16 protein-coding genes are annotated in these 16,731 nt (G+C 72.1%); 10 read left to right on the top strand and 6 right to left on the bottom strand.

Annotated elements, in window-relative coordinates; all coding sequences use genetic code 11:
- Positions 1–110: 110 nt before the first annotated feature.
- Complete coding sequence (locus tag AB0C38_RS23195; protein WP_360676765.1) at positions 111–1,481, bottom strand: PLP-dependent aminotransferase family protein; 1,371 nt, start codon at positions 1,479–1,481, stop codon at positions 111–113.
- Positions 1,482–1,561: 80 nt separating this feature from the next.
- On the opposite strand from AB0C38_RS23195, the gene AB0C38_RS23190 reads away from it, so the two are divergent.
- The gene (locus tag AB0C38_RS23190) at positions 1,562–2,218 is read left to right on the top strand and encodes a pyridoxamine 5'-phosphate oxidase family protein (protein WP_360676763.1); all 657 of its coding nucleotides are present in this window, start codon (positions 1,562–1,564) and stop codon (positions 2,216–2,218) included.
- On the opposite strand, the gene AB0C38_RS23185 is transcribed toward AB0C38_RS23190, so the two are convergent.
- Together AB0C38_RS23185 and AB0C38_RS23180 are read right to left on the bottom strand one after the other, a co-directional pair.
- Positions 2,190–3,611: a HAMP domain-containing sensor histidine kinase gene (locus tag AB0C38_RS23185; RefSeq protein ID WP_360676761.1), complete on the bottom strand. Its 1,422-nt coding sequence runs from the start codon at positions 3,609–3,611 to the stop codon at positions 2,190–2,192. The two genes, AB0C38_RS23190 and AB0C38_RS23185, sit on opposite strands and share 29 nt — an antisense overlap.
- Positions 3,608–4,324, bottom strand: a complete 717-nt coding sequence (locus AB0C38_RS23180; protein ID WP_360676759.1) for a response regulator transcription factor — start codon at positions 4,322–4,324, stop codon at positions 3,608–3,610. Before AB0C38_RS23180 ends, AB0C38_RS23185 begins: the two co-directional genes overlap by 4 nt.
- Positions 4,325–4,471: 147 nt before the next feature.
- On the opposite strand from AB0C38_RS23180, the gene AB0C38_RS23175 reads away from it, so the two are divergent.
- The 6 genes from AB0C38_RS23175 (at position 4,472) to AB0C38_RS23150 (ending at position 9,278) form a co-directional block, all read left to right on the top strand.
- The gene (locus AB0C38_RS23175) at positions 4,472–5,818 is read left to right on the top strand and encodes a ferredoxin reductase family protein (protein ID WP_360676783.1); all 1,347 of its coding nucleotides are present in this window, start codon (positions 4,472–4,474) and stop codon (positions 5,816–5,818) included.
- A 12-nt stretch (positions 5,819–5,830) separates the two neighbouring features.
- A complete protein-coding gene (locus AB0C38_RS23170) occupies positions 5,831–6,283 on the top strand; it encodes an FMN-binding protein (RefSeq protein ID WP_360676757.1) in 453 nt (150 codons plus the stop codon).
- Positions 6,280–7,020 carry an FAD:protein FMN transferase gene (locus AB0C38_RS23165; protein ID WP_360676755.1) on the top strand — a complete coding sequence of 247 codons (741 nt, stop codon included), beginning with the start codon at positions 6,280–6,282 and terminating at the stop codon, positions 7,018–7,020. The genes AB0C38_RS23170 and AB0C38_RS23165 overlap by 4 nt, the downstream gene beginning before the upstream one ends.
- 62 nt (positions 7,021–7,082) lie before the next feature.
- Positions 7,083–7,463, top strand: coding sequence for a VOC family protein (locus tag AB0C38_RS23160; protein ID WP_360676753.1), 381 nt, complete (start codon positions 7,083–7,085; stop codon positions 7,461–7,463).
- Entirely contained in the window at positions 7,460–8,281 is an 822-nt protein-coding gene (locus AB0C38_RS23155; RefSeq protein ID WP_360676751.1) for a class I SAM-dependent methyltransferase, read from the top strand. The genes AB0C38_RS23160 and AB0C38_RS23155 overlap by 4 nt, the downstream gene beginning before the upstream one ends.
- A 13-nt stretch (positions 8,282–8,294) precedes the next feature.
- A complete protein-coding gene (locus AB0C38_RS23150) occupies positions 8,295–9,278 on the top strand; it encodes an asparaginase (protein ID WP_360676749.1) in 984 nt (327 codons plus the stop codon).
- A gap of 126 nt (positions 9,279–9,404) precedes the next feature.
- Here AB0C38_RS23150 and AB0C38_RS23145 read toward each other — a convergent pair whose 3' ends face one another.
- The 3 genes from AB0C38_RS23145 to AB0C38_RS23135 form a co-directional block, all read right to left on the bottom strand.
- Positions 9,405–9,884, bottom strand: a complete 480-nt coding sequence (locus AB0C38_RS23145; RefSeq protein ID WP_360676747.1) for a cysteine dioxygenase family protein — start codon at positions 9,882–9,884, stop codon at positions 9,405–9,407.
- Positions 9,885–10,072: 188 nt separating this feature from the next.
- Entirely contained in the window at positions 10,073–11,089 is a 1,017-nt protein-coding gene (locus AB0C38_RS23140; protein WP_360676745.1) for an NAD(P)H-dependent glycerol-3-phosphate dehydrogenase, read from the bottom strand.
- Complete coding sequence (locus AB0C38_RS23135) at positions 11,089–11,808, bottom strand: lysophospholipid acyltransferase family protein (RefSeq protein WP_360676743.1); 720 nt, start codon at positions 11,806–11,808, stop codon at positions 11,089–11,091. Before AB0C38_RS23135 ends, AB0C38_RS23140 begins: the two co-directional genes overlap by 1 nt.
- Before the next feature lie 799 nt (positions 11,809–12,607).
- On the opposite strand from AB0C38_RS23135, the gene cofC reads away from it, so the two are divergent.
- Genes cofC through AB0C38_RS23120 form a run of 3 tightly spaced genes read left to right on the top strand, consistent with a single transcriptional unit; the run spans position 12,608 to position 16,596 of the window.
- The gene (gene cofC / locus AB0C38_RS23130) at positions 12,608–13,219 is read left to right on the top strand and encodes a 2-phospho-L-lactate guanylyltransferase (protein WP_360676741.1); all 612 of its coding nucleotides are present in this window, start codon (positions 12,608–12,610) and stop codon (positions 13,217–13,219) included.
- A 42-nt stretch (positions 13,220–13,261) separates the two neighbouring features.
- Complete coding sequence (locus tag AB0C38_RS23125) at positions 13,262–15,646, top strand: RNA degradosome polyphosphate kinase (protein WP_360676739.1); 2,385 nt, start codon at positions 13,262–13,264, stop codon at positions 15,644–15,646.
- A complete protein-coding gene (locus AB0C38_RS23120; RefSeq protein WP_360676737.1) occupies positions 15,643–16,596 on the top strand; it encodes an NUDIX hydrolase in 954 nt (317 codons plus the stop codon). Before AB0C38_RS23125 ends, AB0C38_RS23120 begins: the two co-directional genes overlap by 4 nt.
- Positions 16,597–16,731 lie beyond the last annotated feature (135 nt).

The raw sequence follows: 16,731 nt of genomic DNA, 5'->3' as shown, positions 1-16,731 counted from the left end.
GTTCGGTGCGTCCAACGCACCGAACGCCACATTGGGTGCGTTGAATCAGCACCGCGGCGCGCAGCGCCTCCGTTGGGCCGCTCGAGACCCCCGGCACAGCGGGCAAACCCTCAGCGCAGCAACGAAACCAACGTCGGCAACGCAGCCACCAAAGCCTCCCGCCCACAACCCGCATACCCGATCGCCACCCCATGCGCCGACGGCTCCCCGGCGAAGTGCCGCGCCAGCCCGTCCAACCGGATCCCCCGCCGTTCAGCCGCGGCGATCACCGACACCTCCACCGAAGCCGACGGAAACGGCACCACCAGGTGCGCCCCCGCGTCGTCCCCGCGAACCGGCACCCCCGCGCCCGAAAGCGCCCCCGCCAGCAATGTCCGCCGCTCAGCCATCTCGCGGCGCAGTTTCCGCAGGTGACGCCCCAGATCTCCGTTCCGCGCGAATTCGTACAGCACCCGCTGCCCCGCCGGCGAAGGCCGCGTCCCGGTCGAATCCCGATAAGCCAGCACCGCCGACGTGATCGCCTCCGGCGCCACCATCCACCCGGCCCCCAGCGTCGGCGTGAGGATCTTCGACGTCGTCCCCAAGTGCGCCACGACATCCGGCGCCAGGGAAGCCAGCATCGGCAGCGGCGCCACGTCGAAGCGCAGTTCGCCGTCGTAGTCGTCCTCGATCACCAGCATGGACGAAACGCGCGCCAGCTCGACCAGCGAAACCCGCCGCGCCGCGCTCAGCCGGCTGCCCATCGGGTACTGGTGCGCCGGCGAGCAGTACACCGCCCGCGCACCCGGCGGGATCGCGTCCGGCCGCAGCCCCTCGTCGTCCACCGGCACGCCCACCACCCGCATCCCGGCGCGCAGGAACGCCTGCACCGCGCGCTGGTACCCGGGCTCCTCGACGGCGACGACGTCCCCGCGCTCGAGCACCGCCGCGGCCAGCTCGACGACGGCCGCCGTCGTCCCGCCGGTCGCCAGCACCGAACCGGCCGCCAGCCCGCGGTGACGCAGCAGGTGCTCCGACACCGCCGCGCGGTACTCCGGCAGCCCGGCGCGGTGCGCGCGGACCAGCGGGTCCGGGTCCGCCGCCGCACGCCAGGCGCGGCGCCAGGCCGCGCGGTCCAGACCGTCCGCCCACGGCGTGCCGGGCCCCAGGTCGAGCAGCGACGGCACCTCCGTCTCGGGCGCCGGGACCGCGGGCGCCGGGACCTCCGAAGCCGAGAACGAAGGCGGCGTCGTCACGTACGTGCCGGAGCCGTGACGCCCCGCGATCCAGCCCTCGGCGTGCAGCTGCTCGTAAGCCGCCGACGTCACCGTGCGGCTGACGCCGAGGCGGCCGGCCAGCGCCCGCGTCGACGGGAGCCGGTCGCCGCCACGCAGGTGCCCGCTCGCGGCGGCTTCGCGCAGCGCGTCCGCCAGCTGGACGGCCAAGGGCGTCACGGCCGCGCGGTCGAGGCTGACCGGGAGCGCGGTGTCGGCGTGGGTCACGGGACCTCCTCAAGTGGACTTCCCAAGTGTACGAGAAGTGGCCGTTTTCCGATGCCACTGTGCTGGGAGACGCTGGTCGCATGCTGTCCACCACGCCCCGCACCACGCTCGGCCGCAAGAAGCACCGGGCCGTGACCGACCGCTCCGCGCTCTACAACGTCCTGGACGAGGGCCTGATCTGCCACCTCGGCATCGTCCGCGACGGCGCGCCCCTGGTCCTGCCGACCGGCTACGGCCGCGACGGCGACACGCTCTACCTGCACGGCTCCACCGGCGCGGCCAGCCTGCGCACGGCGTCGCAGGACCTCGACATCTGCGTCACGGTCACGCTGCTCGACGGCATCGTCTACTCGCGGTCGGTGAACAACCACTCGATGAACTACCGCAGCGCGGTCATCTTCGGGAAGGCGACGCTGCTCGCGGACGCCGAAGCGAAGATGCACGGCCTCAAAGTGCTGACCGACCACCTCGCACCCGGCTCGTGGGACCACGCGCGGGAGGTCAACGCGAAGGAGTTCGCGGCGGTGAGCGTGCTGGCGCTCGACCTCACCGAGGCGTCGGTGAAGATGCGCGCCGAGGGCCCGGACGACGAGCCGGAGGACCTCGACGCCGATACCGCGTGGGCCGGCGTGCTCCCGGTGCGGACGGTCTTCGGCGCACCCGAGCCGTCGACGGACCTCTCCCCCGGCTGGACGACGCCCGAGCACGTCACCGGGCGAGGGGCAGCCGCACGGTAAAGGTCGTCCGGCCCGGCTCCGAAGAAACCGAGACCGTGCCGCCGTGCGCCGTCACCAGGGACTGGACCACCGACAGCCCGAGCCCGGTGCCGCCGGCGCCGCGGGTGCGCGAGTCGTCGACGCGGAAGAACCGGTCGAAGATCCGCTCCTGATCCACCAGAGCGATCCCCGGCCCGGCATCAGTCACCTGGACGACGGCCTCGGACTCCGAAGCCGCCACCGAGACGTGCACCGCGGTCCCGGGCGGGGTGTGCACGGCGGCGTTGGCCAGCAGGTTGTCGAGCACCTGCCGCAGCCTGACCGGGTCCGCGTGGACGAAAGCCGCCTCGAGAGACGACGTCAAAGGGTGGTCGGGCCGCCCGGCGGCGAAGGCGTCCGCCGCGTCGCCGGCCAGCTCGGCCAGGTCGGTGCGCTCCGGCCGCAACGGCGTCTCGGCCGCCCGCGCGTCGAGCCGGGCCAGCAGCAGAAGATCATCGACGAGGACACTCATCCGTGCCGTCTCGGAGCGGATCTTCGCCAGGTGCGCCTCCCGCTCCGCCGGCTCGTTCGCCGCCGCGTAGCGGAAAAGGTCGGCGTAGCCCCGGATCGACGTCAGCGGCGTCCGCAGCTCGTGGGACGCGTCCGCGACGAACCGCCGCAGCCGCTCGTTCGCCTCGGTCTTCGCCGCCAGGGACGTGTCGATGTGGGCGAGCATCACGTTGAACGCCGTCCGCAGCTCTTCGACCTCGGCGCCGCCCCCGGTGCCGGCCGCGCGGGCCGGCAGGGCGGGGTTCGCGGTGAGGTCCTGGGACGCGATGTCGTGCGCCGTGCCCGCCATGTCGGCCAGCGGGCGCAGGCCGCGGCTCAGCACCAGCCGCCCCACGACCACCAGCACGGCCAGTGCGAACGCGAACGCGCCGACCTCGACCCAGATCAGCTGCTGGACCGTGCCGTCGAGGTCCTTCTGCGGCGCGGCCGACAGCAGCACCGAACCGTTGTCGACCGGGCACGCGCGCACCCGGTAGGGGCCGTCGTCGTGGAGGTAGATGTTGCGCGTGACGTCGCCGCCCGCCGCCTCGGCCGCGATGTTCGCGAGCTGGCGGGCGTCCCCCGGCAGCTTGCCGCCCGGCTCGGGCAGCGCGACGCCGTCTCGCACCTTGTACAGCGCCGAGTACCACGAGTACACGGACTGCGGCGAGCCGTGCGTCTCGCGCAGCTGCGGCAGCTGCGTGTTCTGGCTCTTGGACAGCTGTTCGTCGAGCCGCCGGTCGAGGTAGCCGTGCATGATCCCGACCATCGTGACGCCGACGGCCGCGAACACGACCAGCGCGAGCGCGCCGAGGCCGAGCGTGATGCGGGTGCCCAGCCGGGTGCGCTGCCAGGCCCCGTACCACCGGCGGAAGAAGCGCCTCACCGGTTGACCTGGCGCACGACGTACCCGACGCCGCGCACGGTGTGGATCAGCGGTTCGCCGTCGCCCGCGTCGACCTTGCGCCGCAGGTGCGAGATGACCAGTTCGACCACATTGGACCGGCCGCCGAAGTCGTACTCCCAGACGTGGTCGAGGATCTGCGCCTTCGTCAGCACCGACGGCGACCGGCGCATGAGGTAGCGCAGCAGCTCGTACTCGGTCGGGGTCAGCTCGGCGGGCGGCTGCTCGCCGCGGCGGACCTCGCGGGTGTCCTCGTCCAGCGTCAGGTCGCCGACGCGCAGCACGGCGCCGCGTGCCGCCGCCTGGTGCGCGAGGCCGGTGCTGCGCCGCAGCACCGCCCGCAGCCGCGCCATCAGCTCCTCGACGGAAAACGGTTTCACGAGGTAGTCGTCACCCCCGCGGGTGAGCCCGGCGATCCGGTCGGCCGTCGCGTCCTTGGCCGTGAGGAACACCACGGGCACCGCGCTGCCGTTCTCCCGGAGGCGGTCGAGCACGGTGAAGCCGTCCAGGTCGGGCAGCATCAGGTCGAGCACGACGATGTCCGGCCCGAACTCCGCGGCCTCGGCCAGCGCGGCCTTGCCGGACCCGGCCGTGACCGCCTGCCAGCCCTCGTACCGGGCGACGGTGGCGACGAGGTCGGCGATGTGCGGCTCGTCGTCGACGACGAGCAGGCGCACGGGCTCGGAGGGCTGCACCACCCCATCTTCTCCCGGCGCGCGGGCGACCGGCGACCGGTGGCGCGGGCCGACAGGAATCCGACAGCCGGTACCCAGACTCGCCACAGGCTGCGTGGCGAGGCTGAGGTTCGTGAACCGAACCCGAGGGGGATCCGTGTGACCAGCATGACGCAGACCGCCGAGGCCACGCGCCCGGCGATCCGCCCCCGGATCGCCGCGAAATCCGGCCTTTTCCTCTTCCTGGGTGCCAACGTGGGCGCCGTCACGCTGCTCTTCGCCCAAGCTGGACTGTCCCAGAACGTGCTGATCAGCATCGGCAGGCTCGCCGGGATGTACGGCGCGCTGGCGATCGCCTTCCAGCTCTTGCTCGTGGCCCGGCTGCCCTGGCTGGACCGCCGGATCGGGATGGACCGGCTCACGACGTGGCACCGGTGGACCGGCTTCACGATCCTGTGGACCCTGCTGGCGCACCTGGTGTTCATCGTGTTCGGGTACGCGGAGGTCTCCGACAAGGGCGTCGTCGACGAGCTGGTCGAAATGGCCAACACGCTCGAAGGGATCCTGCGGGCGCTGGTCGCGTTCGCCGTCATCCTCATCGTGGGCGGGGCCTCGGCGAAGTTCGCGCGCAAGCGGCTGGCCTACGAGACGTGGCACTTCATCCACCTCTACACCTACGCGGCCATCGTGCTGGCGTTCACCCACCAGATCGCGCTCGGCACGTCGTTCGCGAGTGCCCCGACGGCCAAGGCGTACTGGTGGACGATGTGGCTCGGGGCCGGGGCCGCCGTGCTGGCCGGGCGCGTCGTGCTCCCGCTCTGGCGGAACCTGCGTCACCAGCTGCGCGTCACCGCGGTGGTTTCCGAGGCCCCGGACGTGGTTTCGGTCTACATGACGGGCAAGAACCTCGACAAGATGCCGGCGCGCGCGGGCCAGTTCTTCCTGTGGCGGTTCCTCACGAAGGACCGCTGGTACCAGGCCAACCCGTTCTCCCTGTCCGCCGCGCCCGACGGCCGGACGCTGCGCCTGACCGCGAAGGCGCTCGGCGACTCCAGCGCGTCGCTGCGCAACCTGCGGATCGGGACGCGGGTGTTCGCCGAAGGCCCGTACGGCGCGTTCACGACGATCCACCAGCAGCGGCCCAACGCGCTGCTCGTGGCGGGCGGGGTCGGCATCACGCCGATCCGCGCGCTGCTGGAGGACATCGACGGCCACGTCGTCGTGCTCTACCGGGTGCGCACGCAGGCCGACGCGGTGCTGCTGCCCGAGCTCAACGGGCTCGCCAAGGCCCGCGGCGCGGTGGTGAGCGTCCTCACCGGATCGGACCAGGCGGTCGGCCCGCGCGGGGCGATGCTCGGCCCGGCGAACCTGCACATGATGGTGCCGGACGTGCACGAGCGGGACGTCTTCGTCTGCGGCCCGCCGGGGATGACGTCGGCCGTGCTGCGCAGCCTGCGCGAGCTGCGCGTGCCGAAGGCCCAGGTCCACGCCGAACGCTTCAGCCTCGCGGCCTAAGGGGATGCTGCTGTGAAAAGGACCATCTTCGTCGTCGCGCTGTCGATCGCGGGGTTCATCGCGGTCTGGCGGTTCGAACCCGGGCCGGTGCACAACACCGCGGCCGTCGCCCAGGCGCCGCCGAGCGTCGCCGCACCGTCCACAGCGGCCCCGCCGCCGGGTACGACGTCCACTCCGTCCACTCCGGACAGTGCGAACGCGACAGTCACGACCCAGGGCACTCCGGAATCGAGCAGCTATGGGACGGTGCAGGTCGAGGTCACGTTCACCGGCAACCGGATGGTCGCGGTCACGCTGTTGCAGGCGCCCGACGACGGCCGGGCACTCACCGCGTTGCCGCGCCTGCAGGAGGAAGCGATGAAAGCGCAGAACGCCGACATCGACACGATCACCGGGGCGACCGAGACGAGCGAGTCGTACAAGACGTCGCTGCAGGCCGCCATCGACGCCCGGGGCAGCAGATGACCACCCGCGTCGAACAGGTGATGGGCCTGCCGATCTCCCTCGACCTGCGGGACGACGGCGATTTCGCCGAGATCGTCGACGACGTCTTCGCCTGGTTCCGGGACGTCGACGCGCGGTTCAGCCCGTTCAAGGAGGACAGCGAGGTCAGCCGCTACGACCGTGGCGAGCTCACGGCGGCCGAGCTGACCGACGACCTCCTGGAGGTCCTGGAGCTCTGCGCGTACTACGAACAGCTTTCCGGCGGCGCGTTCCGCGCGCGGCTGCCCGGCCGCGGCCTCGACCCGTGCGCGGTGGTCAAGGGCTGGGCGGTGCAGCGCGCCGCCGACATGCTCAAGGCCGAGGGCGCGACGACGTTCTGCCTCAACGCCGGCGGCGACGTCGTCACCGCCGGCGAACCGGAACCGGGACAGCCCTGGCGGGTCGGCGTGCGCCACCCCGAGCAGCCCCTCGCCGTGTGCGCGGTGCTGGAGTCGCGCAACGGCGCCATCGCGACGTCGGCGGCCTACGAGCGCGGCTCGCACATCCTCGACGGCCGGTCGGGGACGCCGGCGACCGGGCTGATGAGCGTCACCGTCGTGGCCGGGAACCTGGTCACCGCCGACGCGCTGGCCACCGCGGCCTTCGCGATGGGCACCGAGGGCATCAGCTGGGCGGCCGACCGGCCGGACTGCGAGATCCTCATCGTCGACGACAGCCGCCGCGTGCACCGGACGGCCGGGCTGGCGCTGGCTTCGTAAATCGGTTCGCCCCGGCGCCGCTCCTCGGCCAGACTCGGCGGCACCCGTCTTCGAGGAGTGCCATGCCGTCGTCCGTCCTGCACGTTTCCGTCGACTGCGCCGACCCGTACACGCTGTGCCAGTTCTGGAGCCAGGTCACCGGGAAACCGATCCCCGACGGGGACCAGCCGGGCGACTACGAGGTCGGCATCGAGCTCGAAGGCGGGATCGACCTGCTGTTCCTGAAGGTGCCGGAACCGAAGACGGTGAAGAACCGCCTCCACGTGTGCCTGCAGCCGGACGACCCGCGTGACGAGGAGGTCGGCCGGCTGCTGGGCCTGGGCGCGACGCTCGTCGACGACCGCCGCAACCCCGACGGCACCGGCTGGGCCGTGCTCGCCGACCCCGAGGGCAACGAGTTCTGCGTGCTGCGCAGCGCGGCCGAGCGGGCCGCGACGTCGTGACGGACTCGTTCGCCATCAACAAGGCCAACTGGGACGAACGCGCTCCGCTGCACGCGGCGTCACCGGACTACAACTTCGCCGACTTCATCGAGGATCCCGCGTACCTGAGCGGCGTGCTGCGGTTCGACCGGCCGCGGCTGGGCGACGTCACCGGGCTGCGTGCGGTGCACCTGCAGTGCCACATCGGCACGGACACGGTTTCGCTGTCCCGGCTGGGCGCTTCCGTGACGGGCCTCGACTTCTCGGGGGCGTCGCTGGCGGAGGCGCGGCGGCTCGCGTCCGCGGCGGGCGCGTCGGTGGAATTTCACGAGGCCAACGTCTACGACGCCGTCGAGGTGCTGGGCGCCGGGCGGTTCGACCTGGTCTACACCGGGATCGGCGCGTTGTGCTGGCTGCCGTCGATCGCGCGCTGGGCGTCGGTGGTCGCCGGTCTGCTGCGGCCGGGCGGGCGGCTGTTCATCCGCGAAAGCCATCCGATGCTGGGCACGCTGGACGACGCCGACCCGGCGGTGCCGCGCCACCCGTACTTCGAGCACGACGAGCCGATGGTGTTCGACGAGCCGGGCACCTACGTCGAGGTCGACAGCGAGCTGACCCACACGGTGAAGCACGAGTGGGCGCATTCGCTCGGCGAGATCATCACCGCCCTGCTGGACAACGGCCTGACGCTGACCGGGTTCACCGAGCACGACAGCGTCCCGTGGAACGCGCTGCCCGGGCAGATGGTGCACGACGAGGCCGCGGACGAATGGCGGTTGAAGGACACGCCGTCGCGGCTCGCGGCGAGCTACACGCTCCAGGCGGTCAAGGGCGGCTGAATAGGGTGGCGGCATGGCACGTCCCCTGATCGCGGTCGCCACGCTGGGCGGCACCATCTCGATGGCCCCTGTCGCCGGCGAAGGCGGCGCTGTCCCCCGGCTCGGCGCCGCGGAGCTGATCGGCGGGATCGGCGACCTGCCGATGGACGTCCTGGCCGAGACCCTGGCCGGGATCGGCAGCGCGTCGATGGACTTCACGACACTGCTGCGATGCCGCGAATGGGGGCTTCGGCAGGACGCCGACGGGTTCGTCGTCGTGCAGGGCACGGACACCCTGGAGGAGACGGCGTACTTCCTGGAGCTGGTCTGGCCGTCGGAGGTCCCGGTGGTGGTCACCGGGGCGATGCGCAACGCGGGCCTGCTCAGCCCGGACGGCCCGGCGAACCTGCGCAACGCGCTGACCGTCGCGGCCGACCCGCGCAGCCGAGGGCGGGGCGTGCTGGTGACGCTGAACGACGACGTCCATGCGGCGCGCTGGGTGCGGAAGGCGCATTCGAGCCACCTGGAGGCGTTTTCGTCGGCGCCGGCGGGTCCGCTCGGCATGGTCGTCGAGCGGGCGGTGCACTGGTTCCACCCGTCGCCGCCGCGGCCGCCGTCCCTGGCCGGGACGGACTTTTCGGGGCTGGTGCCCGTGGTGGAATCCGGTCTGGACGACTCGGGCTCGGTGCTCTCGTATGTGGCCTCACAGCCGGGCGTGCGCGGAGTGGTGCTGGCGGCAACGGGCGCGGGTCACGTGTCGTCCGGCACGGCCGACGTGGTGGCGGGGCTGGTGCCGTCGATGCCGGTGGTCGTCGCTTCCCGGACCGGAGCGGGGCCGACGCTGCGGTCGACGTACGGCTTCCACGGCTCGGAGTCGAGCCTGATCGCGATGGGCGCGACGATGGCCGGCTGGCTCGACGCGCGCAAGTCCCGGATCCTGCTGCACACGCTGCTGGCGGGAGGCGCGGACCGGGAGACGATCGACCGCGAGTTCCGAGCCCGCGGCGACCTGGACTAGGCAGGGCCCCCAGCGCCCCAATGTGGCCTTGGTTGCGTCTCACGCACCGAAGGCCGCCTTGGGTGCGTCTGACGCACCGAAGGCCGCCTTGGGGCGCTGGCGACCTGACAACAGCGGAAGCCTGGTTCAGTCGAGGACCGGGCCGCCCAGCGGGTCCAGGTGGTACGAGCGCATCGCGCGCTCCGCGTCGCGGTAGACGTGGACCGAGATCGCCGGGTCCGGGCCGTCGTTGCGCACCTCGTGCACGTACCCCGGGCCGAACACCCGCGACTGCCCCGCCGAGAGCGTGTGCAGCTCGGTGACCGCGCGGCCGCCCGGCGCGCGGCGGGCCACCGCCTCCGTCAGGTGGCCGCTGACCAGCGTGAACGCGCCGCTGGCGACCGCGTGGTCGTGCAGGTCGGTGCGCTGGCCGGGCAACCAGCTCATCAGCCAGACCTCCTGCTGCTCGTCCTTCTCGACGAGCGTCGCGAAACGCTCGTCGGGGTCGTAGCGCAGCAGGTGCTTCCAGCGGTCGCGGTCGGCGGCGACCTCCAGCGCGACGCGCACGGGGTGGCGCAGCGCGGGGTTCTCGGGACGCAGCAGGGTGTTGTCCGGAACGGCGAACATGAGGGTCCTCACGGAAGAGAAGGGGTGTCGAGCTGGGCCGGGGCGGGGTTCACCGACAACAGCGACACGCGCACATGACGGCGCGAAGGCCGTGACGGCCCCGCAGCTCAGTCATCTCGCACGCGAACATGGCGCTCAGCGTTCCCTACCGCCTCGACCCGGTCAAGACGTCCCACCTGCCGGGAGGGTCAGGACCACTCGTGCTTCTGCGAGCGGCCCAGCAGCTCCGCGCCGGCCTGCCGCGGGTCGACACCCTCGTGGCACACGCGGTGCATCGCGTCGGTGATCGGCATGTCGACACCGACGCTCACGGCCAGCGCCCGGATCGACGAGCACGACATGACGCCCTCGGCGACCTGCCCGCCGGCCGCGGCCTGCGCCTGTTCGAGGGTCTCGCCGCGGCCGAGGCGCTCGCCGAACGTCCGGTTGCGCGAAAGCGGCGACGAGCACGTCGCGACCAGGTCGCCGACGCCGGCGAGCCCGGCGAACGTCAGCGGGTCGGCGCCAAGCTTCGCGCCGAGGCGGGCCATCTCGGCCAGACCGCGCGTGATGAGCGTCGCCATCGTGTTGGTGCCGAGGCCGAGGCCCGCGGCCATCCCGGTGCTGAGCGCGATCACGTTCTTGCAGGCGCCGCCGAGCTCGCAGCCGACGACGTCGGTGTTCGTGTAGGGGCGGAAGTAGGAGTTGGCGCAGGCACGCTGGACCGCGACGGCCCGCTCGTGGTCGGCGCAGGCGAGCACCGCCGCGGCCGGCTGCCCGGCGGCGATCTCCTTGGACAGGTTCGGCCCGGTGACGACGACGACGTCGCCCGGGTCGATCCCGACGATCTCGCCGATCACCTCGCTCATCCGCTTGAGCGTGCCGAGCTCGACACCCTTGGCGAGGCTGACGAGGATCGCGTCAGGCGGCAACAGGGGGCGCCACTCCGAGAGGTTCACGCGCAGGCTCTGGCTGGGCACCCCGAACACGACGGCCTGGGCGCCCTCGAGGGCCTTCGCCGGATCACTGGTGGCGGTGATGTTCTCCGGCAGGCCGACGCCGGGCAGGTACGCGCTGTTGACGTGCCGCTCGCGGATGTCCTCGGCGACCTGCTCGCGGCGCGCCCACATGGTGACGTCGCGGCCGGCGTCGCCGAGCACCTTCGCGAAGGCGGTTCCCCACGAGCCGGCCCCGAGCACGGTGACCCGCTGGACGTCGGCGCGCATCAGGCGGGGTCCCCCGGCTTGGCCGACGGCGGTTCCTCGTGGCGGACCTCGCCGAGCAGGCGGGTGACCTCGTCCATCATGACCTTGGTGACCTCGCGCAGCTTCGACGCGCTGCGCGCGCTGCCTTCGCGGTAGGCCGAGAGGTCGAGCGGGTCGCCGACCTTGTGGGTGATGGTCTTGCGGGGGAACGGCGTGAACTTCTTGGTGTAGCCGTTGAAGAGCTGGCTGGTGCCCCAGCGGGCGATGGGGATCACGGGGACGTCGTTCTGCAGCGCGAGCCGGGCGGCGCCGGTGAAGGACTCCTTGGGCCAGCCGGCCGGGTCCTTGGTGATGGTGCCCTCGGGGTAGATGACGACGATCTTGCCGTCCTGCAGGGCCTGGTGCGCGGCCTTGAGACTGTCCCCGGCGGCGGCCGAGCCGCGCGAAACCGGGATCTGCCCGGAGCCGACGAAGACCTTCCCGAAGATCGGGGTCCGGGTCAGGCTCTCCTTGCCGAGGAACCGGGGCACGCGCTTCATCCGGTGCACGAACACGGCGTCGACGATGGGATCGAGGTGCGAGACGTGGTTCAGCACGAGCAGGGCAGGCCCCTCCCGCGGAATCTTTTCGTCCCCGACGTAGACCCGCCGCGCGATTCCGGTGAGCGGGTAGAACACAGCGGCGGCCAACCCCACCCAGAAGCCGCCCTTCTCACGCCGGGCCACGATCTCCTCCTCCACGTGTCACGTCCGCCCCAGATCCTGCCGCGCCGGGGTAAGAGCAGTCCAGGGAGGGTGCCTTCGGCGAGGACGAGGGGCTGATCGGCGGCACGGGTGGGTGGCGCGGGAGCCGGCGTCCGGCTGCCGCGGCAGGCTCGACCACGTCCGTGCACAGTCCCTGCGCGGCACCCTGGCCGCCGGCCGAACGTCCGGCCGGTCCTGCTGCGCAGCAGCCCGCGAACGCCTCCACGCAGGGCCCACCCGCTCTGGGCAGGGCCCCGGCGAGCCGCGCAGGGTCGCCTCCGGTGCAGTCGGTCGAGGGGACCAATGCCGATTTTGGTGCGTTGAGCGCACCAAAATCGGCCTTGGCAGACGGTCGCCGGGGTTTCGGCCGATGGTCTGGACCGAGCCGCGACCCGGCCCCGCGGCAGCCGAACAGGCGACTTCGCCGGAAACCTGCCCGGGACGGGCCGGGATTCCGGCGACGTCGCCGGACCAGGGCTCGCTGCACCACCGATGACGTGCGCGGCTTCGATGAGGTCGCGAATGACTCATTCGGGGCCCCGGATGTCCCGAATGACTCATCGGGGACACCCACCGTTGGCAAGCCGGCCCCAGCAAGCCGCCCCCAGCAAGCCGCCCCCACGCAGAGCCCACCCCCCCCCCTGGGGGCCACCCCGTCTCGAGCGTATCGGCACCCCCGGACATCACCCCGCCCCGAAAGCACCCCAGCCCCCGACTTGTCCACAACACCCGTCGCCTGTGGACAACCCGCCCCTCCGGCCGACACCCACCCGCCGTTTCGGGTAAAGATGGACACGTGGACGTGGACCTGGTCGTGCCGATGAAACACCCCCGCGACGGCAAGTCGCGGCTGCGTGGTGCCGTCGAGGCCGAACACCATCCCGGCCTCGTCCTCGCCCTCGCCGCCGACACCCTCGCCGCCGTGACCTCGGGTGCGCACGTCCGGCGCGTGCTGCTCGTCGCCGCCGATCCCGCGGCCGTCGCCGAACTCGCCGAACTCGGGGTCGAGATCGTCGGAGAGCCCGCCGAACGCACCCTCAACGCCGCCTTCCGCCACGGTGAATCCCTGCTCCGGGCCGACGATCCGAACTCCGTCGTCGGCGCCCTCCAAGCCGACCTCCCCGCCCTGCGCGCCGGCGACCTGGCCGACGCCCTCGCCGAAGCGGCGGGAAAACGAGCCTTCGTCGCCGACCGCCAGGGCACCGGCACCACCCTCCTGCTCTCGGCCCCCGGCGCCCCCCTGGACCCGCATTTCGGCCCGGGCTCGGCGCGAAAACACGCCGCCTCCGGAGCGGTCCCGCTCCGGCAACCGCTCCCCAGCCTGCGCAGCGACGTCGACACCCCGGAAGACCTCGCCCACGTGCGCGGCCTGGGTGTCGGGAAACACACCGCGGAGCTGTTCACCTGACCTTCACCGCGGCCTGCGCAATTCCGCGTGGCTTAGTGAAGAATGGAAGCCGTGAGCACAGAAGACGGCGGCACGCCCGCACCGCGGAGGCGACGGAACCCGGCGAACGAACCCTCGGAGACGGCGAAGAAGTCCACTCCGCGGGCGAACGCCACGGCCAAGAAGGTCCCGTCGAAGTCCACCGCGCGCGACACCGCCGCCCGTGCCACCGCCGGCAAGGCGAGAACCCGCAAGACGACGTCGTCCGCGACGACCCCGGCGTCGAACCGGCGTCGCAGCGCCGCGCAGGGCAACCCGCGCGGCGCCGAGGAGTTCCGCGCCGTCCCGTCGGCGCCGCCCGCGGTCACCGCCACCGCCCCGACCGCCACCGAGACGCTGCCGGACGACCGGTACTTCAACCGCGAGCTCTCGTGGCAGGACTTCAACGCCCGCGTGCTCGCGCTGGCCGAGGACGAGTCGCAGCCGCTGCTCGAACGCACGAAGTTCCTGGCGATCTTCGCGTCCAATCTGGACGAGTTCTACATGGTCCGCGTCGCCGGCCTGAAGCGCCGCGACGAGACCGGCCTGCTGGTGCGCAGCGCGGACGGGCTCACCCCGCGCGAGCAGCTCGACTACATCGCCAAGCGCAACCAGGACCTGGTCGAGCGGCAGACCGGCGCGTTCGAGAAGCACCTGCGCCCGCAGCTGGCCGAGCACGACATCCTGATCGTCGGCTGGGCCGACCTCTCCGGCGCCGACCAGCTCCGGCTGTCCAGCTACTTCTCCGAGCAGATCTTCCCGGTGCTGACGCCGCTGGCCGTCGACCCGGCGCACCCGTTCCCGTACATTTCGGGCCTTTCGCTCAACCTCGCGGTCACGGTCCGCGACCCGGAAGGCGGCACCGAGCGCTTCGCCCGGGTGAAGGTGCCGAGCAACGTCCAGCGCTTGATGCGCGTCGAGACCGAACGGACCAGCCGGACGGCGACGTTCCTGCCCCTCGAAGAGCTCATCGCGGCGCACCTCGGCGAGCTGTTCACCGGCATGGACGTCACCGAGCACCACGTCTTCCGCGTCACCCGCAACGCCGACTTCGAGGTCGACGAAGACCGCGACGAAGACCTCCTGCAGGCCCTCGAGCGCGAGCTGGCGCAGCGCCGGTTCGGCCCGCCGGTGCGCCTCGAGGTCGCGCAGGACATGAGCGAGCACATGCTCGAGCTGCTGTTGCGCGAGCTGGACGTCGACCCGGCCGACGTCGTCGAGGTGCCCGGCCTGCTCGACCTGACCTGCCTGCACCAGCTGTCCGGAGTGGACCGCAAGGAGCTGAAGGACCGGCCGTTCGTGCCGGCGACGCACCCGGCGTTCGGCGAGCGCGAGACGCCGAAGAGCGTCTTCGCGACGCTGCGCGAGGGTGACGTGCTCGTGCACCACCCGTACGACTCCTTCTCCACGAGCGTGCAGCGGTTCATCGAGCAGGCGGCGGCCGACTCGAAGGTCCTCGCGATCAAGCAGACGCTGTACCGGACGTCGGGCGACTCCCCGATCGTCGACGCGCTGATCGACGCCGCGGAGGCGGGCAAGCAGGTCGTCGCGCTGGTCGAGATCAAGGCGCGGTTCGACGAGCAGGCGAACATCACCTGGGCGCGGACGCTGGAGCGCGCGGGCGTGCACGTCGTGTACGGCCTGGTCGGGCTGAAGACACACTGCAAGGTGTCGATGATCGTGCGCCAGGAGGGCTCGACCATCCGCCGCTACTGCCACATCGGCACCGGCAACTACAACCCGAAGACCGCGCGGCTCTACGAGGACATCGGCCTGTTCACCGCCGACCCGAGCATCGGCGCGGACGTCACGGACCTGTTCAACGTGCTGACCGGCTACTCGCGGCAGGACACCTACCGCACGATCCTGACGTCGCCGCACGGCATCCGCCGCGGCATCGTCCGCGCGATCGGCGAAGAGATCGAGCTGGCGCGGGCCGGGCAGAACGCCGGCATCCGGATCAAGTGCAACTCCCTCGTCGACGAGCAGGTCATCGACGCGCTCTACCACGCGTCGCAGGCCGGCGTCCCGGTCGAGATCGTGGTGCGCGGGATCTGCACGCTGAAGCCCGGCGTCGAAGGCCTTTCCGAGAACATCCACGTCCGGTCGATCCTCGGCCGGTTCCTGGAGCACTCGCGGATCTTCAACTTCCGCGCCGGCGGCACGCACTGGATCGGCAGCGCCGACATGATGCACCGCAACCTGGACCGGCGGATCGAAGCGCTGGTGCGCGTCAAGGACCCGAAGCTGACCGCGCAGCTCGACAACATCTTCGACTCGGCGCTCGACCCGGCGACGCGGTGCTGGGTGCTGACCGCGAGCGGCGAGTGGTCGCCGTTCCCGGCGGACGGCTCGCGGGTGCGCGACCACCAGCTGGAACTGGCGAAGCTGCACGGGGCCGCCGGATGACCCAGGAGGTACGGGCGGCCGGCGCGGTGCTGTGGCGCGGCGCCGGCAAGGCGACCGAGGTCGCCCTGGTGCACCGCCCGCGGTACGACGACTGGTCGTTGCCCAAGGGGAAGCTCGACCCCGGCGAGACGACCGCCGAGGCCGCCGTACGGGAAGTGAAGGAAGAGACCGGGTTCGACGCGGTCCTGGGCCGGTACCTGGCCCGGACGGCGTACCGGGTGCCCGCGCGCACCGGCTCCGGCACGGTCCCGAAGACGGTCGACTACTTCAGCGCCGAAGCGGTGTCCGGCGAGTTCGCCGCGAACGACGAGGTCGACGAGCTGCGCTGGCTCGACCCGGCGGCCGCGGAGAAGCTGCTGACACGGCCGGAGGACGTGCGGGTGTTGCGCGTTTTCTGCGAGGTGCCGGTGGGCCTGACGACGCTGGTGCTGGTGCGGCACGCGAAGGCGGGCAAGCGGGACGAGTGGACCGGCGACGACGACCTCCGGCCGTTGTCGGAGGCGGGCCTGCGGCAGGCGTCGGCGGTGCGGCGGGTGCTGGCGCTGTACGGGCCGGATCGGGTGCTGTCGGCACCGCGGCTGCGGTGCGTGCAGACGGTGCACGGGGTCGCCGACGACGTCGGGATCGAGGTGCGCCACGAGCCGCTGCTGTCGGAAGAGGGGTACTGGCCGGACCCGGTGCTGGGCGTCGCGCGGCTGCTGGCGGTCGCGGGCGACGGCGGGACACCGGTGGTGTGCAGCCAGGGCGGGGTGATCCCGGACCTGGTCAGCACCTTGGCCGACCGCGACGGCGTGGAGCTCCCGGCCGCCCGCGGCGGCGTGGTGCCGAGCAAGAAGGGCTCGTTCTGGGTGCTGTCGTTCCGCGCACCGACGGCGGAGGAAGGCCCGGTCCTGCTGGCGGCCGACTACCACCCGAGCGCCCTGCCGACCCCCTCCCCGACCCGCTCCTGACCTGGTTGTCCACACACCGGCCGTGATGTGGACAACCAGGCCTCGGCAGCGGCCTTTCCCGGCTTTTCGACCGACACCCCCGATACGCTGGACAAGGGCACGCCCCCCAGGGAGGGCGGGGGTCCGGATCGCGGT

Origin of the sequence: Amycolatopsis sp. NPDC048633 (genome assembly GCF_040650695.1) — a bacterium.
In the GTDB taxonomy this organism is placed as follows: Bacteria; Actinomycetota; Actinomycetes; order Mycobacteriales; family Pseudonocardiaceae; genus Amycolatopsis.
This window is presented reverse-complemented; position numbering and strand designations above follow the sequence as displayed.

What these genes read in the sequence shown, in the direction of transcription:
- AB0C38_RS23190 (WP_360676763.1), top strand. Translation starts at nt 1,562, where the DNA reads ATGCTGTCCACCACGCCCCGCACCACGCTCGGCCGCAAGAAGCACCGG.
- AB0C38_RS23175 (WP_360676783.1), top strand. Translation starts at nt 4,472, where the DNA reads ATGACGCAGACCGCCGAGGCCACGCGCCCGGCGATCCGCCCCCGGATC.
- AB0C38_RS23165 (WP_360676755.1), top strand. Translation starts at nt 6,280, where the DNA reads ATGACCACCCGCGTCGAACAGGTGATGGGCCTGCCGATCTCCCTCGAC.
- AB0C38_RS23160 (WP_360676753.1), top strand. Translation starts at nt 7,083, where the DNA reads ATGCCGTCGTCCGTCCTGCACGTTTCCGTCGACTGCGCCGACCCGTAC.
- AB0C38_RS23150 (WP_360676749.1), top strand. Translation starts at nt 8,295, where the DNA reads ATGGCACGTCCCCTGATCGCGGTCGCCACGCTGGGCGGCACCATCTCG.
- AB0C38_RS23145 (WP_360676747.1), bottom strand. Translation starts at nt 9,884, where the DNA reads ATGTTCGCCGTTCCGGACAACACCCTGCTGCGTCCCGAGAACCCCGCG.
- AB0C38_RS23140 (WP_360676745.1), bottom strand. Translation starts at nt 11,089, where the DNA reads ATGCGCGCCGACGTCCAGCGGGTCACCGTGCTCGGGGCCGGCTCGTGG.
- AB0C38_RS23125 (WP_360676739.1), top strand. Translation starts at nt 13,262, where the DNA reads ATGGAAGCCGTGAGCACAGAAGACGGCGGCACGCCCGCACCGCGGAGG.
- AB0C38_RS23120 (WP_360676737.1), top strand. Translation starts at nt 15,643, where the DNA reads ATGACCCAGGAGGTACGGGCGGCCGGCGCGGTGCTGTGGCGCGGCGCC.